Genomic DNA, 21,462 nt, shown 5'->3' with positions numbered 1-21,462 from the left:
GGGGGTGTGAAAAATCATACACCACCTCGCCTGCCCGGCCCCGCCCCGCTCAGCAGCGCAGGTCGTCCAGGGCCGCGTACCCCCCCACGAACAGCGCCACCCGCAGCTCGTGGATGAAGTTCGCCAGCCACGCCTCGGCCGCGTCGGCACTGTGCAGGGCGGGTTCCAGCAGCGGGCGGGCCACCGCGACCACCCCGGCCCCCAGGCACAGGGCGCGCGCGGCGTCCAGGCCGGTGCGGATGCCGCCCGACGCGATCAGCGGCACGCCCGGCGCGGCCAGTCGCGCGTCCCGCAGCGCCTGCGCGGTCGGCACGCCCAGGTCGCACAGGTCCGGCGTGCGGACCTCCCCGTGATGCACGAGCTGCTCCACCCGCGCCCAGCTCGTGCCGCCCGCGCCCGCCACGTCCAGCGCCGCGAACCCCAGCGGGGCCGCCAGCGCCGCCGACGCGGCGTCCAGTCCGTGCCCGACCTCCTTGAGGATCACCGGGAAGTCCAGGTCCGGGATCACCTCGGCCAGGCGGTCACGCAGCCCCGCCCAGTGCGTATCGCCGCCCGGTTGCAGCGCCTCCTGAAGCGGGTTGACGTGGATGGCCAGCGCGTCCGCCCCGACCTCCTGCACCGCGCGCCGGGCCTGTTCGGGACCGTAGCCGAGCAGGAACTGCGCGCCGCCCAGATTTCCCACGAGCAGGATGTCCGGCGCGACGTCCCGCACCTGAAAGGACGCGGCGGCCTCCGGGCGTTCCAGCATCACGCGCTGCGAGCCCAGCATCATCCCGATCCCCAACCGCTGCGCCGCCAGCGCGAGGTTGCGGTTGATGCGACCCGCCGCCTCGGCCCCGCCGGTCATCGCGCCGATCAGGACCGGCGCGGCCAGCGGGCGGCCCAGGAAGGTCACGCTCGGGTCCACGTCCTCCAGGTTGCGCTCGGGCAGCGCCCGGTACGGCCACGGCACGTCCTCCAGCCCAGTCGTCTGCCGCGCGTACTGACTGTCAGGCCGCAGGCACGCCTCGATGTGCCGCAGTTTGCGGGTCTGGATGGCGGTCGGTTCGGGCACGCTCACGCCGCCCAGCGTACCCGGCGCCCGGCGTGCGGGACTGTCGCGCGGCACGCCGAGCGCACAGGTGTTGACAGATCCGGAAACGGGAGATACTATTCCTGAGCACTGAACGCGGCAACGCGAAGAAAGAGCGAACAGAAGAACCAGAGTAACGCAGGGTAGAGCAGTCTGGTAGCTCGTCGGGCTCATAACCCGGAGGTCGCAGGTTCAAATCCTGTCCCTGCAACCAAACACCCCCACTTCGGTAGGGGGTTTCTTCTGTTGTGCCCACCACGCGGGACGGCCGCCCCGGGAACGAACGCGCCGCGTGTGGCGTACTGGGGCGCGTGAGTCTCGCGTTCCTGATCTTCCTCGTCGCGTGGGTGATCGGCATGATCGGCACCTTCGTGCCCGCCCTGCCCGCCACCGCCATCATCTTCATCGGCAGCGTCGCCGCCACCCTGGTCGACGGCTTCCAGCCCTGGCCGGACCTGCCGTTCCTGATCACCTTCGGGGTCATCACGGTCCTGATCGGCATGATCGACAACGTCGCCTCCGCCTGGGGCGCCCGCAAGTACGGCGGCAGCAAACAGGCCGTGTGGGGCGCCATCATCGGCGGGATCGTGGGCATCCTGCCGGTCATTCCGTTCGGCCTGATCGTGGGGCCACTGGCCGGGGCCCTGATCGCCGAACTGCTGATCGTGCGCAAGGCACCCATGGACGCGCTGCGCAGCGCCTGGGGCACCCTGATCGGCCTGCTCGCCGGGATCGCCGCGAAGGTCGTCCTGCACCTCCTGATCGGCCTGTACGAACTGTGGCGCCTGTGGGACCCCGCCAAGAGCGTGTTCTGACCGCACCCGGCCTCTTCCCCGCCCCGCCTCACTGCGGGGCGGTTCGCGTTCAGCGGGCCAGGAGCACGGGCGCCAGCGCGATGAACCCCACCGTCAACGCGGGCAGCAGTGGCAGCAGCGCGCCCAGCGCCGCGCGGCCCGAGCGGCCCGTCAGTTCCCGGAACGCCACGAACGCCAGCCCGGACTGCACCAGCGGCGCCACCAGCGTGACCACGAGCAGCAGGAACGCCGCCGAGGTCGTCTTCAGGCCCGCCAGCCCCAGCCGCTGCGCCGCGTTCGGGTCCTTCCCCACCGCCGCCAGCGCGTCCGCCGCCGGGCGCCACGCCCCGTCGGGGATCAGGAAGCTCAGGACGATCACGAGCACGTACAGGGGCGGCAGCAGCGCGAAGGTCGTGCCGAACACCTCCGCCGGGCGACCCGCGCGGCCCGCACCCAGCAGACCCAGGCCCCACATCAGCCCGAACGTGAACATCGACAGGAACGCCCCGCCGATCACGTTCAGCGCGTGCGACGCGAGCGGGGACGCGCCGCCCGCCACCTCGGCCGCGAGATTCACCGCCGGGCGCACCAGCGCCGCGTACGCCCCGCCGGACAGCACCGCCGCGACCGCCACCACACCCAGGTACCGCCACGCGAGCGGCTCGGTCGGCGCCAGCGCGCGGGCGAACAGGCGCGGCCCGGCCAGGATCGAGGCGGGCAGCGGCGCCTCGGGAACAGGGGCGGGAGGGGCGGTCGGGCGGGAACGGGCCATCCGGAGCATGCTACCCGCTCACCGGGACGGGAACCGGAGTCGGATGCCCTGCCGGTCCGCCCGTCAGACCCCGCCTGTCGTACGGATTCCGTCTGTTTCGTTCACAACCCGGAACATCACCGGGTTGTGAACTCCACGCCCGGAACCCGTGTTTCTCCTGCTCGCTCCGCTCGGGTTGAACGTTTTTGCAAACCTTTCAACCGGAGTCCGTATCAGCCGCTGCGGGCGCGCCACCACGCCCACGCCAGCACGACCAGCGCGGCGTACACCAGCACGATCAGCGCCGCGCCCACCGCGCTGCGGGCCAGTTTCGCCGGGTGCGCCGCCGCCTCCCGCCGGGCGTCCGCGAGCACCCCGGGCGGGATCAATCGCAGCGCCACCCACAGCCCCGCCGGGACGAGCAGCAGGTCGTCCAGCTGCCCCAGCACCGGGATGAAGTCCGGGATCAGGTCGATGGGGCTCAGCGCGTACGCGAGGACCAGCAGCGCCCACGCCCGCGCGTACCAGGGCGTGCGCGGGTCGCGCGCCGCGAGGCTCAGGGCGAGCAGTTCCGCCTTCAGGTGCCGCGCGAACGCCCGCAGCCGCGCCCACAGGCCAGCGCGGGCCGGGTCGGTCATCGCAGTGCGCCGCGCAGGTCCGTGAGCCACTGCGCCACGCCTGGCAGGGTCAGCGCCCCCGCACTCAGGCCGAACAGCAGCATGATCACGAACGCGCCGCTCAGCCAGGGGCCGGGCGCGCTGCGTTCCTGCGGGTCCGCCTTCGGGGTCAGCCACAGGTGCAGCACGACCAGCACCACCGTCCCGAACAGCGCCGCACCGACCGCCAGCGGCACCTTCAGGGCCGGGTTCGACAGCAGTTCGGTCGCCCGCTCCGGATCGGACGGAAGGCGACCGGCGAGCAGGGTGCCCAGCCCCACCGCGATGGTGTTGTTCAGCGCGTGCACGATCACGCCGTTCCACAGGCTGCCCGTGTGCTGCACCACCCTCGCCAGCACGTACGCCAGCGGAATGATGCCCACCACGCTGGCCGGAACGCCGTGCGCCAGCGAGAACACCAGCGTGCTCGTGACCGCCGCGACCATGAAGCCCGCCGCCCGCTCGTGCCCGCGCATCAACAGGCCCCGGAACGCGACCTCCTCGGCGAAGGGAATCAGGAGGCCCGCCGCGAGCAGCAGCACCCACACGTCCGCCCCCTGACTCAGGAACTGCGGCACCGCGTTCGCGGACGACGGCACCAATGTCACGAACGCCAGCACGAACGCCCGCGACGCCAGGAACGCCAGCGCGAACGCCGCCAGCGCCACGCCCCACGCGGGCGGCGTCCGCCAGCGCGAATCCCGCAGCAGCGCACTCATGGTGTCCCGGAACGCCGTGAACGCCACGAGGACCACCACCGCGAACGCCCCCAGCAGCGCCAGCCCCAGCGGCGCCCCCACCCCCATCAGCACCGCCGACACCACGTTCTGCACCAGCAGCAGCGTCAGCGCCGCGCGGTTCCCACTGACCGCCCGCACCCCGGCAGGTTCGGCAGGCGGAACGGGCGGCACACTGGGCGCGACAGGCTCTGGAACGGTCATGCCCCCGAGCCTACCGCGCCCACCCCGCACAGCGCGTCAACGGAAAGTTGAGAGGTGGGGAGTGGGAACAGCGTGTCCGCGAACCACGCCCCCGTGTCGAGCCCACACCGCGCCCCGCCACCCGCCCCGCTTACGCCGTCAGGACTCGGATCGCGCCCGCCAGGGCCTCGTCGTCCACCTGATGGTGCAGCACGAAGCGGACGCTGTCCGGCCCGAGCGCGTTGCACAGGACGCCCCCCTCACTCCAGCGGGCCGCGTGCGCGGCGGCGTCGGGCACGGTGGCGTAGATGATGTTCGTCTGCACGGCACTCAGGTTCACGTCGAAACCCGCGTTGACAAGGGCGTGGGCCAGTTCACGGGTGCGGCGGTGATCCTCCGCCAGCCGCGCGGGTCCCTCCCGCAGGGCCACCAGCGCCGCCGCGGCCAGCACGCCCGCCTGCCGCATGCCGCCGCCCATCATTTTGCGGTAGCGGTGCGCCTGCCGCATCTGGGCCGCGCTGCCGACGAGCACGCTGCCCACCGGCGCCCCCAGGCCCTTGCTGAGGCACACGCTGACCGTGTCGAACATCCCCGTCACGTCCCGCAGCGGCACCCCCAGCGCCACCGCCGCGTTCACCACGCGCGCACCGTCCAGGTGCAGCGGCAGACCCTCCTCGGTCGCCACCGCGCGGATACCCGCCAGCACGTCCAGCGGGATCACCGTCCCGCCCGCCTTGTTGTGCGTGTTCTCCAGACTGATCAACCCGCTCGGGGACTGGTGGATGCTGCGGCGGATCGCGGCGCGCACGTCCTCCGGGGCGGGTACGCCCAGCGGCGCCGGCACGAAGCGCGGCACCACGCCACTGAACGTCGCCATCATGCCCAGTTCCCACTCGTAGATGTGCGAGCCCTCCGCGCAGATGACCTCCTCGCCCCGGCGGGTGTGCAGCGCGATCGCCACCTGATTCGTCATCGTGCCCGACGGCATGAACAGCCCCGCCTCGTGCCCGGTCAGGCGCGCCACCTCCGCCTGCAACTCGTTCACGGTCGGGTCCTCGCCGTACACGTCGTCGCCCACCGGCGCCTGCGCCATCGCCTCGCGCATGGCGGGCGTGGGGGTGGTGACGGTATCGGAACGCAGATCGGCAATCGGGCGGGACGCAGTCATGCCCCGGATGCTACGCCGCGCCGCACCCGAAGTGGGACGCGCCCCAGGACACGAGGTGGTATGCCTGGACGATGCGCCCCTGGCCTGCCCTGCTCCTGCTGGTCGCCTGCCACACCCCGCCCCCGACGCTCCCGCCGGAACTGGCGCGGCTGGCCGGGCGGGACGCCTGGGTGTACGGCGGCGGCCCGCTGCGCTGCGTCCGGGGGAACGGCACCATCGAATACGCCGTGCCGCTGAGCACCCCGGTCCGGGTCACGCAGGTCGAGCAGACCGGCCCGCGCCTCGTGGAGATCGGCGTGGACGGCCACCGCCCCGCCCAGTCCGTGCCGCAGGCGATCATCCTGACGCTGGAACCGCGCGGCCCGGTCCGGTGGATGTCGAGCAGCGTCGGCAGCGGCCCCGTCGCCCGCTGGTGGCAGGGACTGGAGGTGAAGTCCTGCACGACGTTCCGTGTCGCTTTCGTGGACGAGGCTCACCTGAACCGGACGCTGAGCTTCACGCCCCCGCCCGTCAGCGTGCAACGCCTCGTCGGCCATCCCCGGGACTCCAGCGTCGGCCTGAGCGCCACGCAACTCCTGTGGCTGCGCGGCCCGCCCGACGAACCCTTCACCGACGTGGAAACCCTGCTGCGCGCGCCCACCTGGACGGTCATCGGCGCGCCGGGCCGGGGCGATCAGGTCACCACCTTCCGCAGTGGCCGCGTCATCCGGGAAACCCTCCCGCGCATGGGCCCCTGAACGGCCACGGGTCAGTCACCGCGGTTCCAGTTCCAGCCCGGGCCCAACAGCACGCCCCAGGGTTCCACTGCCAACCGCTGTCGTGTTCAAGTACTCGCTCTGCGGCGCAACTCTTCGAGTCCGCTCGATCCAGAGGTCTTGAGCTATTCCTTCGATCCATGTGACAGCAGAATTCAGGAGTATTGAAGGGCACCTTCAATCTCCTGAACGAGCGGAGCGAGCACCTGACAACACCGGCGGTTGGAAGTGGAGTTGAAGGGCGTGGTGTTGGCCCTTCAATGGAACTGGAAACCGCTGTGACATCTGCTGAACGTGGTCACGGGTGGGTCACGGGGCGGTCACGGGGATAGGGGCACCCTGGGGGCCGGTGACGGTCACGCCACGCAGATTGTGCGTCGGCGGTCCGGTCCGGCCACGTGCGCCCAGGTCAGGGGGTGCCGCTGGCGACGCCCGCTGCCTGACCGGAACCCTGTGGAGGTTCTGCCATGCGTACCCTGTCTGCTGTCCGTTTCGTTGCCGCGTCCCTGCTGCTGACCGGTCTGTCCTCGTGTGGGCATCTGGCAGACGTGGCGTCCCGACTCCTGCCGGCGGAACTACCGCTGACCGAGGCGACCCTGCCGGTCGAGACGGTGGGCGACGCGGCGCGCGTCGTGTACTTCCGCGCGCAGCCGACCAGCAGCCTGCCGCCCGAGGCGGGGTCTCTCCTGCCGGAACTGAAACTGGGCGGGCGGGCCTCGCTCAGCGCCGGACCGGACCTGACGGTGGACTGGTACGCGCGCACGACCGTGGATGGCTGCACCCCCCTGCCGGGCACGCCCGGCTGGACATGTCCGGCGGCGGGCGAAGACGCGGGGTTCCTGGGCCGCGCGCCTGTCGGCACGGCGGTCCAGTCCTTCGGGCCGTGGGCGCACCCGCGTTTGAAGCAGGGGCTGCTGAGCAACCTGTTCATCGGGCTGCGCGTGTCGGACGGGGTCGTGACGCCCGGCACGACGATGAACGTCAACCTGAGTCTCCTGACCCGCTGAGTGGCGCTGACGGTGTCATAACGGTTTTCAGGTGTGTTGAGGGGTTTTTCGCAGCACACCTGAGTCGCGGTCACGCCCCGGCCAGTTCCCCCTGCCGCGCCTCGATGATTTTTCTGGCGAGGGGTTCCGGGACCGCCTGGTACCCGTGGGGTTTGATGCTGAACGCGCCGCGGTCGCCGGTCAGGGAGCGCAGGTCGGCGCTGTACGTCTGGAGTTCGGCCTGGGGGACGAGGGCGGTGACGGTGATGACGGTCCCTTCGGGGTCCATGCCCTGCACGCGGGCGCGGCGGGTCTGCAGGTCGCTGATGAGGTCCCCGGTGAAGGAGGCCGGGGCGCGGACGCGCAGTTGCATGACGGGTTCGAGGAGGCCGGGGCGGGCGCCCGTGACGGCGTTTTTCAGGGCGAGGCTGCCGGCGGTGCGGAAGGCGATGTCGCTGCTGTCCACGTCGTGGTAGCTGCCGTCGAGGACGGTGACGTGCACGTCCTGCATGGGGTACCCGGCCAGGGCGCCGCGTTGCATGGCGTCCTGAACGCCTTTCTCGATGCTGGGGATGTATTTGCCGGGGATGGCGCCGCCCACCACGGCGGACCGGAACGCGAAGCCTTCGCCGGGTTCGATGCGGATGCGGCAGTCGCCGTACTGGCCGTGCCCGCCGCTCTGTTTCCGGTGTTTGCCCTGCGCCTCGGCGGGCGCGTGGATGGTCTCGCGGTACGGGATGCGGGGCGGGGTGGTGGTCACGGTGACGCCCTGCGCGGCCAGTTTCTCCACGGCGATGCCCAGGTGCATGTCGCCCATGCCGGACAGCAGCTGCTCGCCGGTCTGGGGTTCGCGGGCGTAGTGGAGGGTGGAGTCCTCCTCACGCAGCTTGGCGAGGGCCGCGCCGAGCTTGTCCTCGTCCTGGCGGGTGGCGGGGTGAATGGCGACGGTGTGCACGGGGTCCGGCAGCCACAGCGGGTCGTACGTGATGGGCTGGGCCGGGTCGGCCAGGGTGTCCCCGGCGTGCAGGTCCGGGAGTTTCGTCAGGACGCCGATGCTCCCGGCGGGCAGTTCGGGCACCTCGGTGAGGTCCTTGCCGTTCGGGACGTACAGGTGCATGGGGCGCACGTCCAGGTCCTGCGAGGTGTTGCGCAGCGTGTCGCCGGGGCGCAGCGTGCCGCTCCACACGCGGACGTACGCGACCTTACCCACGAACGGGTCAATGGACACCCGCCACACCCGCGCGCTCAGGGGGGCGTCCGGGGTGGGTTCGCGGGTCTGGCCATCCACGCCGGTCAGCGGGCCGCGCTCGCGGGCGCTGCGCAGCCCCCGCACCATCAGGTGCAGCAGCGCGTCCAGGCCCACGCCGGTCACGGCACTGACGGGCAGCACCGGGTAGAGGGTGCCCGCGTGGACCGCCCGCAGGTACGCGGCCTCCAGTTCGTCGTCCCCGATGGGTTCGCCCTCCAGGTAGCGGCCCATCAGGTCGTCATCCGTCTCGACGATGGCGTCCAGCAGCGCGTCCCGCGCCTCGCGCAGCGCGCCGGTCAGGGTGGGGGGCAGCTCCTGTGGGGGGCTGACCTCGCCGGTGAGGACGTTCACCACGCCCCGGAAGTCCGGTCCCTCGCCCACCGGCAGGCACGCCGCCGCGACCGGCCCCTTCAGGCTGGCCCGCACGTCCGCAAGGACGGTGAAGAAGTCTGCCCGCTCACGGTCCATCCTGTTCACGACCACCACGCGCGGCATGCCGAAACGGTCGGCGGTCGCCCAGGCGCGCTCGGTGCCGACCTCCACGCCGCCCACCGCGCTGACGAGCACGAGCACGCTGTCCGCCGCGCGGATGCCGCCCCGGATCTCCCGCACGAAATCCGCGAAGCCCGGCGTGTCCAGCACCGTCACGTCCGTGCCCTCGTGCGTCAGGCGCAGCACCCCGGTCTGGATCGAGAACCCGTGCGCCTTCTCCGCGTCCGTGTGGTCGCTGCGGGTCGTGCCGTCCTCCACGCGGCCCATGCGCGAAATGACCCCGCTGCGGTGCAGCAGGGCCTCGGCCAGTGTCGTCTTTCCGGTGCCGCTGTGCGCGGCCAGACTCACGATGCGGTGAGGCACGAAAGATCACCATTCCTTCCCCGGAGACCCCGGGACGGGCAGCAGCGACCGGCGAACGCACGCGGGCAACAGGGAGTGTGGTGCGGCCAGTGTACACCCGGTCAGCGGGCCACCCCCGGCCTCCCCTGCCGCGCCGCCGGGTATCCTGCGCCCCATGAGTGAGGGTTCCGCTGAGGCGCAGGGTGACGTGCTGGTCACGCCGGACGGGTCACGTACCGCCCTGAACGCCCGGTTCGGCGAGGCGTACGGGTCGCGGCACGGCGCGGCGTCGCAGGCGCGCCATGTGTTCGTGGAGGGCACCGGCACGCACGAGCACCCCGCCCCGCGCGTGCTGGAGGTGGGGTTCGGGGTGGGCGTGAACGCCCGCGCGACCCTGGCCCGCTGCGCGGCGCGCGGCGTTCCGCTGGAGTACCACGCGTTCGAGTTCGACCCGGCGCCCCGTGAACTGCTGCGCGACGTGGCGCGCGGCGGGGCGGCCGAGGATCACCCCGCGTGGCGGGCGCTGCTGGACGCCTGGCCCGAAGCGGGCGGCGGCGGTGAGGTGGAGGTCACGGCGGGCGGCGCGACCCTGCGCGTCACGTTCGCGGACGTCCTGACCGCCAACCTGCCCGAAAGCTGGGCGACGGCGCTGTACCTGGACGGCTTCTCGCCCAGCCGCAATCCGGACGTGTGGACGCCGGAGTTCACGGCGCGGCTGGCCCGCACTCTGGCGCCGGGGGGTGTGCTGGGCACGTACAGCGCCGCCGGGCACGTGCGCCGCTCGCTGGAGGCCGCCGGGCTGCGCGTGGAGCGCCGACCCGGCGCGCCCGGCAAACGCGAGTGCCTGCGCGCGGTGCGGGAAGTGGGCAGTGGGGAGTGGGGAGTGGAGGAAGGCACACCTTGAACGTCATCGTGATCGGGGCGGGCATCGCGGGGGCATCGGTCGCCTATTTCCTGGCCCGCGCGGGCGCCCAGGTGACGGTCGTGGATGCGGGCGCGCACCGCGCGAGCGACGTGCCCAGCGCCCTGATCAACCCGGTGCGCGGCCAGTCGGGCGGCGTGGACGCCCGCGCGCTGGACGGCATGCGCTTCACGTGGACGCTCCTGCGCGACCTCGGGGCGGCGGGATTCGCGGTCCCGCACGCGCAGTCGGGCGTGCTGCGGCCCATCCCGGACGACCGCGCCCGCGCCCGCTTCGAACGGAACCTCCCCGCCGCGCTGAATCACGCGTGGCTGAGCCCGGCAGACGCGCCGGAACGCCTGGCGCCCGGCTGGGGGCACGTCCTGCACCTCCCGGACGGCGGATGGGTGGACGGCCCGGCCTTCACCCGCGCGCTCGTGCAGGCGTCCGGCGCGCAGGTCGTCACCGGACGCGCGCAGGACTGGACGGCCCGCACGGTCACCCTGGCAGGCGGCGAGACCCTGAGCGGGGAGGCCGTGGTGTTCTGCGGCGGCTCGGTCGGCGTCACGTGGCGCGGCGAGGCCGCCACGCACCGGCGCGGCACCCTCCTGACCCTCGACCGGGCCGTGACGCGCGTGCCGCTCAGCTTCGGCGCGTACCTCGCCCCGGACGCACGCGGCGGGGTGCTCGGCGCGACCTTCGAGACCCCCACTGCCCACTGGACCCCGAACGGGCTGCCGCTGGCCTCGCTGGGGTGGCTGCTCGGCAAGGGCGCGGCCCTCACCGACCTGCGCGGCGCGCGCGTCACCGGGCACTGGACCGGCACGCGCCTCTCCGGCCTGAACGCCGGACCTCAGGAGGGCGGCACGTGGCGCCTGACCGGCCTGAGCAGCAAGGGCTTCCTGCTCGGACCCCTGCTGGCCGCAGAACTGGCCAGCGACCTGATGAGCGCGGCCCGGCCCGGCTGACGCTCAGGGCCCGAGGGGAGCCGGTGGATAGATTGCGCCGTTCCCCTCAGTGGGTTTGCAGCTCCCGCTCACAGCGGTTTCCAGTTCCGTTGATACGGGATTAAATTGACTTGCTTCCGAATTGAACACATTCCGTTTTCCCCTCTCCCCCTGTGGGAGAGGGAGGGAGGCGCGAAGCGACGGAAGGGTGAGGGGGCCACCGGGCGACTCCGAATGATGTGGAATCACTTGAATCCCGTATGAGGGGCCAGGAGCACGCCCCAGGGCTCCACGTTTACCCCCTGTCCTTCTCAGAGGCTCGCTCCGCTCGATTCAGAGGTCTTGGAGGGGGTTCCCAAGACCTCTGAACGCTGCCGTCAGTTCTCCAGGACGTTGCGGCGGAACCGTTCGAGGATGGCGAGGCCCACCGCGCCGCTCTTTTCCGGGTGGAACTGCGTGGCGTGCAGGTTGCCGTGGCTGAACGCGGCCCAGAACGGCACGCCGTACTCGGTGATGGCGCCTGCGTCCACGTCCACGGTCAGCGGGACGTAGTAGGAGTGTACGAAGTAGGCGTACGCGGGGCACGCGAGGTCGTTCAGCAGGGGGCTGTCGCCGACCTTGTCGAGGCTGTTCCAGCCCATCTGCGGCACTTTGCGCTGCGCGTCACCCTGGAAGCGCAGGACGGTGCCGGGGATCAGGCCGAGGCCCTGCACGCCGGGCGCTTCCTCGCTGCCTTCCAGGAGCATCTGCATGCCGACGCAGATGCCCAGGATGGGCGTGCCGCCCCGCGCGGCGTCGAGGACGGGCTGGCGGAAGCCGCTGGTGTCGAAGGCGTCCATGACCTGTCGGAAGTGTCCCTGCCCGGGCACGACCAGCGCGCGGGCGCCGGGGACATCGGCGGGGTCGCTGCTGACGCGGACGGTCATGCCCGCGCGTTCGAGGGCCTTGGCGGCGCTGCGGACGTTCCCGGCGCCGTAGTCGAGCAGCAGGACCTCGGGGCGGTCGGTGGAGGGGGCGGTCATAAGACCTCCGGTTGAATGGTTTGCTCAAACCGTTCAACCCGAGCGGATGCGAGAAGGAGAAGGAAGTGTGCCGGGCGTGGCGTGAGCAACCCGGCGCATTTCCGGGTTGTGAACGGAACAGACGGCATCCTTCTCACAGGCTGCCCTTGGTGCTGGGCATGGTCTGGGAGGTGACCTGCACGGCGTCCCGCAGGGCGCGCGCGACGGCTTTCACGATGGCCTCGATGACGTGGTGCGCCTCGCGGCCCGCGAGGAGGCGGACGTGCAGGGTGATGCCCGCGTGGTTGCACAGGCCGCGCAGGAATTCCCGCAGGTGGTAGTGGGTCATGCCGCCCGCGTCGCCCCACACGTTCAGCGTCTCGGGTTCGAAGGCGAGGTGCGCGCGGCCCGACAGGTCCAGCACCACGTGCGCCAGCGTTTCGTCCATGGGCACGAAGGCACTGCCGTACCGTTCGATGCCCTTGCGGTCCCCGAGGGCCTGCGTGAGTGCCTGACCGAGGGTGATGCCGGTGTCCTCGATCAGGTGGTGCGGTTCGATGTGCAGGTCGCCGGTCGCGCGGACGGTCAGGCCGATGCGGGCGTGGCGGGCCAGCGCGTCGAGCATGTGGTCCAGGAAGCCGTGCCCGGTCTGGGGGTGCTCGTAGCTGCTGGTGTCGAGGTCGAGCTGGACGGTGATGTCCGTTTCGCTGGTGGTTCGGGTGACGGTGGCCGTGCGGCTCATGCCCAGCATGCTAGGGGACGAGGGGGGGGGAGGTGTGTGGCCTTGTCGATGGAAGGGGGGTTCGGTACGCGGGAAGTGGGGAATAGGAAGTGGCCCGTGGGGAGGTGGCACTCCCTCTCAGCGCCCAGAGCTCCCAACTCAGTGCTCAGAGCCGCGCCGGATGGGCTTGCCTGCCGATTCGCTCCTGCCTCCGACCGGCGGGTCATTCTGTCTTGACCGTAATTCCATTCTGTTATAAACTAAACGCATGAAACTGAGCGATGTTCAGAAACGACTTCAGGCCCCGTTTCCCGCTCACATGGTGGCGTGGAAACCAGCCGCCTTCAGTCGGGACCGCAGCCGCGCGCTGATGCTCGCGCACATCGACGCCCGCGCGGTGCAGGACCGCCTGGACGCCATCTGCCCGGATGGGTGGAGCTTCGAGATCGAGGTCATCCCCGGCACCCGCCAGCCCACCGTGAAGGGCCGACTGACCGTCCTGGGCGTCACCCGCGAGGACATCGGCGAGGCCCCCGAGGGCGACCTGGGCACCCTGAAGGCCGCCTCCTCGGACGCCCTGAAACGCTGCGCGGTACACTTCGGGATCGGCCGGTACCTGTACGACCTGCCCAGGACCTGGGCCGACTGGGACGACGCCAAGCGCGCGCCCACGCAGACGCCCGAACTGCCCGACTGGGCCCGCCCGGACCACGAACGCACACCCGGCGGCGCGCACCTGATGCAAGCCATGGAGCAGCTGCGCTACGAACTGCCCGAGGATCTGGACCTGCAACGCGAGGTGTACAAGCACCTGAAGGCCGCGCTGGGCAGCCTCCACCCCGCCCCGCCGCAGCCCACGCCCCAGCACCCCACCCCGCAGCACCCCGGACGGGCCGCGTGACACGAATGCCGTCTGCTTCGTGGACAGATCGGGACCACACCGATCTGCCCACTGCACGTCCGGCATCCGCCCTGGTGGACCGGCATGCGCACACCGTCCCACCGGAGGTCTTATGATCCGCCGCGACCGGGACGAGCCCGCCCACGCGCAGCCCGGTCGTCTGCTGACCGCGATCCTCAGCGTGCTGCTGCTGATGCTGCTGGGCGGCACCCTCGCCCGCCTGCTGTAACTTCACCGGATCTCACCCGCCCGCGCACCTGACGCCGGGCGGGCTATTCAGTCACGCCTCGCCCTCTGTCACCACTGAGGTACGCACACATAACCCAGTGCCCCGCCTACGCTGAGCGCATGACGTGGAACCCCGACCAGTACCACCTCTTCCGCGAAGCCCGCAGCGCCCCCGTCCGCGACCTGCACGCCCTGATTCCCGATCAGGCGTACGCCAGCGTCATCGACCTGGGCTGCGGCACGGGCGAACACACCCTGACGCTCGCGCGGCGCTTCCCGCAGGCGCAGGTCACCGGCCTCGACCAGAGCGCCGAGATGCTGGAGCGGGCGCAGGCGCAGCAGGCCCCCAACCTCCGCTTCCGGCAGGGCGACCTGGGCCGCCTGGACGACACGTACGACCTGATCCACGCAAACGCCTCGCTGCACTGGGTGCCGGACCACCCCACGCTGCTCGCGCACCTGTGGACGCACCTGCACCCCGGCGGTGTGCTGGCCGCGCAGGTCCCCGCCAACCACGACCACCCCAGCCACCGCCTCCTGACCGACACTGCCCTGGACTTCCAGGACGAACTGGGCGGGTACGCCCGCTTCGGCACCGCGCACGGCGCGTCCCCGGTCCTGCCCCCCGCCCGCTACGCGGAACTGCTCGACGAACTGGGCGGCGTGGACATCACTGCCCTGAGCAAGGTCTACCCGGTCGTACTGAACGGCGCGGACGGCCTGATCGACTGGACGAAAGGCACCGCCCTCGTCCCGTACCTCAGCCACCTGACCGACCACGGGCAGCAGCGCTTCCTGACCGCCTACCGCGAACGCCTCCACGCCGCCTACCCCGGCGAGCGCGTGTACTACGCTTTCACCCGCACGCTGTTCACCGCACGCCGCCCCGCCTGAACGTCACTTCACGAACATGGCAGGGTCGAGTTCCTCTTGCACCATCTGCGGGGTGAGCAGCATCAGGATGTGCATGAACTTTCCCGATCTGTTCTTGACCTGACCGTCCATCAGGTACAGGCCCTTGAACATGCCGTCCCCGAGCGTGTACAGCTGGACTGTCTGACCGTCCTTTTTCACTGTCCTGATGAAATTGAGGGTACGAACGCCGAAGAATTCACCCGGCTGCCCCCTGGGTTCGAGCAGTGTCAGGGCCCAGTGATTGGTGCTCCGTTTCGGCATGTAGATGAACGACAGCGTTTTGACTGGCACACCCGGCGGTAATGCCCAGATGCGCATGACCATCTCGCCCATCACGTTCGTGTCCATCAGGGGCGTCTGCCCCGACTGCCCCGAGGCGACGCTCCAGACCGCCTTCGAGCAGTCGGCGGCCTGGGACGCTCCGGTCAGGGTGAGCAGGCTCAGGGCAAAGGTGAGAACGGCGCGGCGCATGAGGGGCAGCATGGCAGCGCGCCTCGCCGGGCGTTGCCTCAGGTGGGGGCGCGTCGGGGGCAGGACACCCCCGTCATACGCCGCGTTTCTTGGTGCCTTTCATGGGGGCGTGCGTCCAGGGGTCGTCGGGCCAGGGGTGTTTGGGGTAGCGGCCGCGCAGGTCCTTGCGGACCTCGAAGTAAGAGGAGTTCCAGAACGACCGGAGGTCCTGCGTGACCTGCACGGGCCGCCCGGCGGGTGAGAGCAGGTGCAGCAGCACGGGCGTGCGGCCCTCGTTCACGGCGGGCGTGTCGGCCAGCCCGAACAGTTCCTGCAACTTCACCGCCAGGATGGGCGCCTCGCCGGGGCGGTAGGTGAGGCGGATGCGGCTGCCGGTGGGGACGGTCAGGTGCGTGGGGGCCAGGTCGTCCAGGCGGGCCGGGAGGGGCCAGGGCAGCTGCGCCTGGAGGGCCGGGAGGAGGTTCACGCGCCCCAGGTCGTCGCGACTGCGCACGCCGTCCAGGTGCGGGCCCAGCCAGTCTTCCAGGGTGCCGAGCAACGCGGCGTCGCTCAGGTCCGGCCAGTCTTCCTCCGGCCTCCAGAACCGCACGGACTCCACGCGGTCCCGCAGCGCCTGCGCGTCCGGGCTGAAGGTCAGGAGATGCAGGCCCTCGTCGCGGATCGCAGCGGCCAGGGCGTCCACGCGGGCGGCGGCGGGCAGGTCCCGCAGGGGCCGGGTTTCGAGGACGAGCGCGCCGAAGCGCCGTTCCCACTGCGCGACGAGGGTGCCGGTACGGGCGTCCCAGCGCACGGCGTCCGCCCACGCAGCCCCGGCGTCCAGCGCAGCCGGGTCGAGCGGCGCGGCCAGGAAGATGCGGCCCTCGGCCTGCGCGGCGTCGAGGTGCGCGACGGCCAGCGCGCGCGCTCCGGCCAGGGCGTCCCCCTCGGGCAGCGCGGCCCCCTGACCGCCCGCGAGCAGGAAGCGGCCCCGGCGCAGGCCACTGGTTTCCTCGCGGGCCAGCGCAGCGCGTTCCGGGTACGCACGGGCCACCAGGGCCCCCACCGCGAACGGGTCGGGGTCACGGTCGTCGGCACGGACCTTCAGGAGGGTGCGCCACTGGCAGGACAGCCGCTCGATCCTCTCCAGCACGGCGACGTCTCCCCTACTGCCTTCCTTGCGCCGCCAGGAGCGCAGGGCGCGCACGCGGTCGGTCAGGTCCGCGCCGGACCCGACGGACAGAGGGTCGCGTTCCTCCAGCAGCGCCGCCACGTCCGCCGCCAGCGCGGGGTCACCCGGCGCGGTCAGCAGGTGCGCGACGCGCGGGTGCGTGGGGAAGTCCAGCAGGCGCGCGCCCTCCAGCGTCACGCGGCCCGCGTCGTCCAGCGCGCCCAGGTCCCGCAACACGCCCCGCGCGGTCTGCACGCGGCGCTCGGGCGGCACGTCCAGCCAGTGGAGGGTCGCGGGGTCGGTCACGCCCCACTGCGCGAGTTCCAGCGTCAGCGGCGCGAGGTCCGAGTCCAGCACCTCCGGCGGGCGCGCGGCGGGCAGCAGCGGCTGCGTCCGTTCACTCCAGAGGCGGTACGCGACCCCGGGCGCGGTGCGGCCCGCGCGGCCCGCGCGCTGCGTGGCGGCGTCGCGCGTGACGCGGCCCGTGACCATGCGGGTCAGGCCGGTCGCCGGATCGAACGCCTGCGTGCGGCTCAGTCCGCCGTCCACCACGACGCGCACGCCGTCGATGGTCAGGGACGTCTCGGCGATGCTGGTCGCCAGGACCACCTTGCGCCGCCCGTCCGGGTCGGGCCGCAGCGCGCGCGCCTGCTCGCGCACCGGGAGGTCGCCGTACAGGGGCAGCACCACGGCGTCCACGTCAGGCAGCAGCGCGGCGGCCGCGCGGATCTCACGCACGCCCGGCAGGAACGCCAGCACGTCCCCCGGCTCGGCGTCCAGCGCGGCACGCACCTGCCGCGCCACCAGATCCTCCACGCGGCCCACCGGGTCGGTCGGCAGGTACCGGACGTCCACCGGGTACGCCCGGCCCGCGCTCTCGACGAGGGGCGCGTCCAGCCGTCCGGGCAGCGCCGGGTCCAGCGTGGCACTCATGACCAGCACCCGCAGGTCGTCCCGCAGCGCCCCCTGCACCTCGCGCAGCAGCGCCAGCGCCAGATCGGCGTTCAGGCTGCGCTCGTGGAACTCGTCCAGGATCACCAGCCCCACGCCGGACAGTTCCGGGTCGCGTTGCAGGCGGCGGGTCAGGATGCCCTCGGTGACGACCTCCAGCCGCGTCGCGGCCGACACGCGCGAATCGAAACGCACGCGGTACCCGACCGTGCCGCCGACCTCCTCGCCCAGACCTTCCGCCAGCCGCGCCGCCACCGCGCGGGCCGCGACCCGGCGGGGCTGGAGCATCACGACGCCCTGCCCGGCCAGCCACGGCTCGTCCAGCAGCGCCAGCGGCAACCCCGTACTCTTGCCCGCGCCCGGCGGGGCCTGCACGACCACCAGGGGATGCGCCGCGAGCGCCGCGCGCACCTCCCCCGTGACCTCCTCGATCGGCAACTTCACGCCCCGCATGGTAAGGGCGCGGTGCGCCGGAAGTGGGCAGTGGGCAGGAGGGAGTGGGAAGGAGGTGGGGCGGGTGCTCCCTCCCACCTGGAGGAGGGGGGTGGGTCAGCGACCGGTGATGCGGTCCACCTCGGCCAGTTCCTCTGGCGTGAGGGTCCACGCGGCGGCGGCCACGTTCGCGTCGATCTGCTCGGGTTTCGTGGCCCCGGCGATCACGCTGCTCGTCACGTCGAAGGACAGCAGCCAGCTGAAGGCGAGGTCCAGCAGGGAGTGCCCCCGGCTCTCGGCAAAGGCACGCAGGTCCTCGACGACCGCCCAGTTCCGTTCGGTCAGGTAGCGGTCCTGGGCGCCCCTGCTGCCGGTGATGCGTGCACCCTCGGGCAGGTCGGCCCCGGCGCGGTACTTGCCGGTCAGGAGGCCACTGGCGAGCGGGAAGTACGGCAGCAGCCCCAGGTTCAGGTCGTGCATGGCGGGAATCAGGTCAGTTTCGACGTCCCGCACGAGCAGGCTGTGTTCGTCCTGGCAGGACGTGAAGCGCGCCCAGCCGTGCTGCCGGGCCAGGGCATCGGCGGCGCGCACGTCGGCGGCGGGCATGTTGCTCACGCCGACGGCGCGCACCAGGCCCTCCTGCACCAGGTCGTTCAGGGTGCCCAGCGTGTCCTCGATGGGCGTTTCCGGGTCGGGGGTGTGCAGCTGGTACAGGTCCAGGTGATCGGTCCTGAGGCGACGCAGGCTGGCGTGCAGCGCCTCGCGGATGTACGCGGGCCGCGCGCCCCCCTTGCCGTCACCCATGTCCATCCCGAACTTGCTCGCCAGGACGATGTTCGCCCGCTCGGCGCCCAGCGCGCGGCCCAGCATCTCCTCGCTGCCGCCCCGGTTGCCGTAGATGTCGGCCGTGTCGAACAGCGTGATGCCCGCGTCCAGCGCGCGGCGCACCACGGCGGTCGTGCCCGCCTGATCCAGCCGTCCCCCGAAGTTGTTGCAGCCCAGCCCGACGACCGACACGGTCAGGCCGCTGTGTCCCAGCGTTCGCGTTTGCATGCGGGCAGCCTACGCCGACCCGACATGAGCTGCACCCAACAGCGGTGTTCAGAGGTGTTGAGGGATTTGCTCAATGCCTCTGAACCGAGCAGAGCGAGAAGCCGTCAACATCAGCGGTTGGAAGTGGAGCCCAGGGGCGTGCCGTTGGCCCTTCAATGGAACTGGAAACCGCTGAAAGATGGACGCGCGCCCCGGCCCGCGTGAGGCATGCTGGGGCATGCGCGCCCCACCCCGCCAGACCTTCACGCGCTCCACCGGCGCCCCACGACCGGGGGTCAGCCTGGGCCGCGCCGCGACCGTCACCGCCGCCCTGATCGCGGGCCTGTGGGTGCAGGAGGGCGCCGATCAGCTGGTGTTCCAGGGGCAGCTGGATCAGTTCGGCATCGAGCCGCGCGCACCCGGCACGTTCTGGCACGTGCTGACCGCGCCGTTCCTGCACGCAGGCTTCGGGCACCTGATCGCGAACACCGTGCCGCTGGCCGTCCTGACGTTCATGAGCGCCCTGCGCGGCGTGGCGCGCTTCCTGGCGGCGCTGCTGCTGATCGTCCTGATCGGCGGCGGACTGGTGTGGCTGCTCGGTCGGGGCGGCAGCGTGCACCTGGGCGCCAGTGAACTGGTGTTCGGGCTGCTCGCGTACCTGCTGGGCGTCGGCTGGTGGGAACGCACCCCGCTGGCGGTCGGCGTGGCGGTCGCGGCGTTCCTGCTGTACGGCGGCATCCTGTGGGGCGTGCTCCCGGCGAACCCGGCCGTGTCGTGGGAGGCGCACCTGTTCGGCTTCGTGGGCGGCCTGATCGCGGCGGCGATCCTGCACCGGAAGCGTCCCCCGACTGGCTTGCCCCGCTGACCGGCAGGACATTCTCACCTGGGGGTCGGGCTATGCTCGGCGCGATGCGAGTATCAGCCCATCACCTGCGACCTGCCCCGACCCGGGCGGGCCGCTGGGTGCTGGCGCTGCTCGCGGTGCTGGCGTCGCTGGCGCACCTGACCCGCAGCCCCGGCGCGGGTGGGCTGGGCCTGACCCTGGGAACGCTCACCCAGACCGTCGCCGGGGGGCACGAGGCTCCGACCGAGGCCGCTGCCCACGTGCATGTGGCGGGCGTCCCCTGCGACCCACCCACCCCCCGCACGGCGCAGGCGGGAGCCGCGCACGCGGACAGGCACGCCCTGACGGACGCCGCGCCGAACGCCCCGCCGCAGCACGCGCACGGCGATCCTCACTGCCCGTTCTGCCTCACGACCGGCTTCGCGCTGGCCGCCGCCGACGGGCCTCGCGTCGGCCCACGGGCCCAGCGCGCCCTCCACGTGACCACCCGCACCGCCGGGCCGGTCACGTTCACGCTGCGTCACGCGGACGCCCGCGCGCCACCGCTGGCCTGACCTGCGCCAAAGCCGGAGCTGCCGCTGCCCGACTGACGGGGCACCCAGCCCGGCACCCCCGCGCGCCCCATGCCCCGCGCACCCTGCTTCCCCGCACCTTCCGACGACCGCGCCTGCGTGGCCTGCGGCGTCCCCTGATTCACCCTGGAGTCCACCCATGTTCAACCTGAAAACCGTTCTGCCCCTGGCCGCTGCCCTGTTCCTGTCCGTCGCGGGGGCGCACGCCACCGTCCGCACCGAGACCGGCCTGACCGAATCCGCCGCTGGCAAGAGCGAGACGTACCGCCTGAACGTTCCCACCGAGAAGGAGATCGCCACCACCCAGATCCGCCTCGTGGTGCCCGCCGGGGTCGTGATCAGCCGCTTCCAGGTCACGCCCGGGTTCACGCGCACCGTGAAGAGGGACGCCGCTGGCCTCGTGACCGAGGTCGTCTGGAAGGGCCGCGTGGCGCCCATGGAGTACGCCCGCTTTTTCTTCCAGGCGAAGAACCCGGCGGCGGCGGGTGAGGTCGTGTGGAAGATCTACCAGACGTACAGCGACGGCAGCGTCGTCGCGTGGGACGACACCAACCCCGCCGAGGGCCCAGCCAGCAAGACCACCGTCAAGTAACCGCTCCGCTGGGGGGAGGTCCGCTTCCCCCCATTGCCCCTTCCCTACCCTGGAGGTTGTCCCGTGAAGAAGATCCTGCCCCTGCTGGCTGCCCTGACCCTGTCCGTGGCTGCGGCCCACACCGCCGTGTCGGGCGTGACCCCCGCGCCGAACGCCACCGTGACCGCCCCGAAGACCGTGACCCTGGCGTTCAGCGAACCTGTCGAACTGCGTTTCTCGACGTTCCGCGTGATGGCGGTCCCGGCGGGCGTGACGGTGGCCGAGGCCGCGCGGCGCGCTCTGGTCGAGAAGGCCGACTCGGCGGCGCTGGCGAACCAGCCGGTCAAGCTGAGTGGCGCGGCGGCCCGGCTGGCCCTGACCCTGAAGCCCAGGCTGAAGTCCGGTCAGTACGTGATCGCCTGGAAGATCCTCTCGGAGGACGGGCATCCCGTGACGGGCAGCAGCTCCTTCCGGGTCCGCTGAGCCCCGCCATCCCGGCGTTCGGGGGTGATTCCGTGCAGCCCGTCCAGCACGGAATCGCTTCCAGTTCGGTGGTCGGGCGTGCAGTCCGTCACGCTGCGGGTGACGCCCACGCAGCCCGTCACCTGCATCACATTGACCTGACTGGCCTTACACTGAACAG

General features: G+C 71.8%; 22 protein-coding genes and 1 tRNA gene. 12 read left to right on the top strand and 11 right to left on the bottom strand.

Going from position 1 to position 21,462, the window contains the following annotated elements; genetic code table 11:
- Positions 1-49: 49 nt before the first annotated feature.
- Positions 50-1,060: a type 2 isopentenyl-diphosphate Delta-isomerase gene (fni, locus tag DEIGR_RS05640; RefSeq protein ID WP_058976017.1), complete on the bottom strand. Its 1,011-nt coding sequence runs from the start codon at positions 1,058-1,060 to the stop codon at positions 50-52.
- A gap of 149 nt (positions 1,061-1,209) precedes the next feature.
- Between fni and DEIGR_RS05635 the strand changes: the two genes are divergently transcribed.
- A tRNA-Met gene (locus DEIGR_RS05635) sits at positions 1,210-1,286 on the top strand.
- A gap of 97 nt (positions 1,287-1,383) precedes the next feature.
- Entirely contained in the window at positions 1,384-1,887 is a 504-nt protein-coding gene (locus tag DEIGR_RS05630; protein WP_058978547.1) for a DUF456 domain-containing protein, read from the top strand.
- Positions 1,888-1,936: 49 nt separating this feature from the next.
- Here the strand turns inward: DEIGR_RS05630 and DEIGR_RS05625 are convergent, their stop codons facing one another.
- The 4 genes from DEIGR_RS05625 to DEIGR_RS05610 all read right to left on the bottom strand — a co-directional run bounded on the left by DEIGR_RS05625 (position 1,937) and on the right by DEIGR_RS05610 (position 5,361).
- Positions 1,937-2,638: a hypothetical protein gene (locus DEIGR_RS05625; RefSeq protein ID WP_153013646.1), complete on the bottom strand. Its 702-nt coding sequence runs from the start codon at positions 2,636-2,638 to the stop codon at positions 1,937-1,939.
- A 212-nt stretch (positions 2,639-2,850) separates the two neighbouring features.
- A complete protein-coding gene (locus DEIGR_RS05620; RefSeq protein ID WP_058976013.1) occupies positions 2,851-3,255 on the bottom strand; it encodes a YkvA family protein in 405 nt (134 codons plus the stop codon).
- The gene (locus DEIGR_RS05615) at positions 3,252-4,214 is read right to left on the bottom strand and encodes a CPBP family intramembrane glutamic endopeptidase (RefSeq protein WP_058976011.1); all 963 of its coding nucleotides are present in this window, start codon (positions 4,212-4,214) and stop codon (positions 3,252-3,254) included. The genes DEIGR_RS05620 and DEIGR_RS05615 overlap by 4 nt, the downstream gene beginning before the upstream one ends.
- 130 nt (positions 4,215-4,344) lie before the next feature.
- Positions 4,345-5,361 carry a threonine aldolase family protein gene (locus DEIGR_RS05610; protein ID WP_058976009.1) on the bottom strand — a complete coding sequence of 339 codons (1,017 nt, stop codon included), beginning with the start codon at positions 5,359-5,361 and terminating at the stop codon, positions 4,345-4,347.
- Between the two features lie 71 nt (positions 5,362-5,432).
- On the opposite strand from DEIGR_RS05610, the gene DEIGR_RS05605 reads away from it, so the two are divergent.
- Both DEIGR_RS05605 and DEIGR_RS05600 read left to right on the top strand, forming a co-directional pair.
- The gene (locus DEIGR_RS05605) at positions 5,433-6,098 is read left to right on the top strand and encodes a hypothetical protein (RefSeq protein ID WP_058976007.1); all 666 of its coding nucleotides are present in this window, start codon (positions 5,433-5,435) and stop codon (positions 6,096-6,098) included.
- Between the two features lie 485 nt (positions 6,099-6,583).
- A complete protein-coding gene (locus tag DEIGR_RS05600; RefSeq protein WP_153013645.1) occupies positions 6,584-7,123 on the top strand; it encodes a hypothetical protein in 540 nt (179 codons plus the stop codon).
- A 70-nt stretch (positions 7,124-7,193) separates the two neighbouring features.
- On the opposite strand, the gene DEIGR_RS05595 is transcribed toward DEIGR_RS05600, so the two are convergent.
- Positions 7,194-9,206, bottom strand: a complete 2,013-nt coding sequence (locus DEIGR_RS05595; protein WP_058976003.1) for an elongation factor G — start codon at positions 9,204-9,206, stop codon at positions 7,194-7,196.
- A 154-nt stretch (positions 9,207-9,360) separates the two neighbouring features.
- Between DEIGR_RS05595 and mnmD the strand changes: the two genes are divergently transcribed.
- The gene (gene mnmD / locus DEIGR_RS05590; RefSeq protein ID WP_058976001.1) at positions 9,361-10,089 is read left to right on the top strand and encodes a tRNA (5-methylaminomethyl-2-thiouridine)(34)-methyltransferase MnmD; all 729 of its coding nucleotides are present in this window, start codon (positions 9,361-9,363) and stop codon (positions 10,087-10,089) included.
- Positions 10,086-11,054 carry an NAD(P)/FAD-dependent oxidoreductase gene (locus DEIGR_RS05585; RefSeq protein ID WP_236704666.1) on the top strand — a complete coding sequence of 323 codons (969 nt, stop codon included), beginning with the start codon at positions 10,086-10,088 and terminating at the stop codon, positions 11,052-11,054. Before mnmD ends, DEIGR_RS05585 begins: the two co-directional genes overlap by 4 nt.
- 356 nt (positions 11,055-11,410) lie before the next feature.
- On the opposite strand, the gene hisH is transcribed toward DEIGR_RS05585, so the two are convergent.
- On the bottom strand, positions 11,411-12,055 hold the full coding sequence (gene hisH, locus DEIGR_RS05580) for an imidazole glycerol phosphate synthase subunit HisH (RefSeq protein ID WP_058975997.1): 645 nt from the start codon (positions 12,053-12,055) through the stop codon (positions 11,411-11,413).
- A 133-nt stretch (positions 12,056-12,188) separates the two neighbouring features.
- The gene (hisB, locus tag DEIGR_RS05575; RefSeq protein WP_058975995.1) at positions 12,189-12,776 is read right to left on the bottom strand and encodes an imidazoleglycerol-phosphate dehydratase HisB; all 588 of its coding nucleotides are present in this window, start codon (positions 12,774-12,776) and stop codon (positions 12,189-12,191) included.
- Positions 12,777-13,023: 247 nt separating this feature from the next.
- Between hisB and DEIGR_RS05570 the strand changes: the two genes are divergently transcribed.
- The gene (locus tag DEIGR_RS05570; RefSeq protein WP_058975993.1) at positions 13,024-13,656 is read left to right on the top strand and encodes a Rad52/Rad22 family DNA repair protein; all 633 of its coding nucleotides are present in this window, start codon (positions 13,024-13,026) and stop codon (positions 13,654-13,656) included.
- A gap of 348 nt (positions 13,657-14,004) precedes the next feature.
- Positions 14,005-14,778 carry a methyltransferase domain-containing protein gene (locus tag DEIGR_RS05565; RefSeq protein ID WP_058975991.1) on the top strand — a complete coding sequence of 258 codons (774 nt, stop codon included), beginning with the start codon at positions 14,005-14,007 and terminating at the stop codon, positions 14,776-14,778.
- Between the two features lie 3 nt (positions 14,779-14,781).
- Here DEIGR_RS05565 and DEIGR_RS05560 read toward each other — a convergent pair whose 3' ends face one another.
- The 3 genes from DEIGR_RS05560 to DEIGR_RS05550 form a co-directional block, all read right to left on the bottom strand.
- Positions 14,782-15,270, bottom strand: coding sequence for a hypothetical protein (locus DEIGR_RS05560; protein WP_058975990.1), 489 nt, complete (start codon positions 15,268-15,270; stop codon positions 14,782-14,784).
- Between the two features lie 73 nt (positions 15,271-15,343).
- Positions 15,344-17,821, bottom strand: coding sequence for an ATP-dependent helicase HrpB (gene hrpB / locus DEIGR_RS05555; RefSeq protein WP_058975988.1), 2,478 nt, complete (start codon positions 17,819-17,821; stop codon positions 15,344-15,346).
- 96 nt (positions 17,822-17,917) lie between these two features.
- Positions 17,918-18,853 (bottom strand): aldo/keto reductase, encoded by a 936-nt coding sequence (locus tag DEIGR_RS05550; RefSeq protein WP_058975986.1) that lies wholly within the window; start codon positions 18,851-18,853, stop codon positions 17,918-17,920.
- Positions 18,854-19,070: 217 nt separating this feature from the next.
- Here DEIGR_RS05550 and DEIGR_RS05545 point away from each other — a divergent pair, with 217 nt between their 5' ends.
- The 4 genes from DEIGR_RS05545 (at position 19,071) to DEIGR_RS05530 (ending at position 21,302) form a co-directional block, all read left to right on the top strand.
- On the top strand, positions 19,071-19,697 hold the full coding sequence (locus DEIGR_RS05545; protein ID WP_058975983.1) for a rhomboid family intramembrane serine protease: 627 nt from the start codon (positions 19,071-19,073) through the stop codon (positions 19,695-19,697).
- Positions 19,698-19,741: 44 nt separating this feature from the next.
- Complete coding sequence (locus DEIGR_RS05540) at positions 19,742-20,230, top strand: hypothetical protein (RefSeq protein ID WP_153013642.1); 489 nt, start codon at positions 19,742-19,744, stop codon at positions 20,228-20,230.
- Between the two features lie 157 nt (positions 20,231-20,387).
- On the top strand, positions 20,388-20,840 hold the full coding sequence (locus DEIGR_RS05535; protein ID WP_058975979.1) for a DUF1775 domain-containing protein: 453 nt from the start codon (positions 20,388-20,390) through the stop codon (positions 20,838-20,840).
- Between the two features lie 63 nt (positions 20,841-20,903).
- Positions 20,904-21,302 carry a copper resistance CopC family protein gene (locus tag DEIGR_RS05530; protein ID WP_058975977.1) on the top strand — a complete coding sequence of 133 codons (399 nt, stop codon included), beginning with the start codon at positions 20,904-20,906 and terminating at the stop codon, positions 21,300-21,302.
- Positions 21,303-21,462 lie beyond the last annotated feature (160 nt).

The sequence above is a fragment of the Deinococcus grandis genome, assembly GCF_001485435.1.
GTDB classification, from domain to species: Bacteria; Deinococcota; Deinococci; order Deinococcales; family Deinococcaceae; genus Deinococcus; species Deinococcus grandis.
This window is presented reverse-complemented; position numbering and strand designations above follow the sequence as displayed.

Excerpts from the sequence above, each read along its gene's own strand:
- DEIGR_RS05625 (WP_153013646.1), bottom strand. The coding sequence starts at position 2,638 with ATGGCCCGTTCCCGCCCGACCGCCCCTCCCGCCCCTGTTCCCGAGGCG.
- DEIGR_RS05620 (WP_058976013.1), bottom strand. The coding sequence starts at position 3,255 with ATGACCGACCCGGCCCGCGCTGGCCTGTGGGCGCGGCTGCGGGCGTTC.
- DEIGR_RS05615 (WP_058976011.1), bottom strand. The coding sequence starts at position 4,214 with ATGACCGTTCCAGAGCCTGTCGCGCCCAGTGTGCCGCCCGTTCCGCCT.
- DEIGR_RS05610 (WP_058976009.1), bottom strand. The coding sequence starts at position 5,361 with ATGACTGCGTCCCGCCCGATTGCCGATCTGCGTTCCGATACCGTCACC.
- DEIGR_RS05605 (WP_058976007.1), top strand. The coding sequence starts at position 5,433 with ATGCGCCCCTGGCCTGCCCTGCTCCTGCTGGTCGCCTGCCACACCCCG.
- DEIGR_RS05600 (WP_153013645.1), top strand. The coding sequence starts at position 6,584 with ATGCGTACCCTGTCTGCTGTCCGTTTCGTTGCCGCGTCCCTGCTGCTG.
- mnmD (WP_058976001.1), top strand. The coding sequence starts at position 9,361 with ATGAGTGAGGGTTCCGCTGAGGCGCAGGGTGACGTGCTGGTCACGCCG.
- hisH (WP_058975997.1), bottom strand. The coding sequence starts at position 12,055 with ATGACCGCCCCCTCCACCGACCGCCCCGAGGTCCTGCTGCTCGACTAC.
- hisB (WP_058975995.1), bottom strand. The coding sequence starts at position 12,776 with ATGAGCCGCACGGCCACCGTCACCCGAACCACCAGCGAAACGGACATC.
- DEIGR_RS05570 (WP_058975993.1), top strand. The coding sequence starts at position 13,024 with ATGAAACTGAGCGATGTTCAGAAACGACTTCAGGCCCCGTTTCCCGCT.
- DEIGR_RS05565 (WP_058975991.1), top strand. The coding sequence starts at position 14,005 with ATGACGTGGAACCCCGACCAGTACCACCTCTTCCGCGAAGCCCGCAGC.
- DEIGR_RS05560 (WP_058975990.1), bottom strand. The coding sequence starts at position 15,270 with ATGCGCCGCGCCGTTCTCACCTTTGCCCTGAGCCTGCTCACCCTGACC.
- hrpB (WP_058975988.1), bottom strand. The coding sequence starts at position 17,821 with ATGCGGGGCGTGAAGTTGCCGATCGAGGAGGTCACGGGGGAGGTGCGC.
- DEIGR_RS05550 (WP_058975986.1), bottom strand. The coding sequence starts at position 18,853 with ATGCAAACGCGAACGCTGGGACACAGCGGCCTGACCGTGTCGGTCGTC.
- DEIGR_RS05545 (WP_058975983.1), top strand. The coding sequence starts at position 19,071 with ATGCGCGCCCCACCCCGCCAGACCTTCACGCGCTCCACCGGCGCCCCA.
- DEIGR_RS05540 (WP_153013642.1), top strand. The coding sequence starts at position 19,742 with ATGCGAGTATCAGCCCATCACCTGCGACCTGCCCCGACCCGGGCGGGC.
- DEIGR_RS05535 (WP_058975979.1), top strand. The coding sequence starts at position 20,388 with ATGTTCAACCTGAAAACCGTTCTGCCCCTGGCCGCTGCCCTGTTCCTG.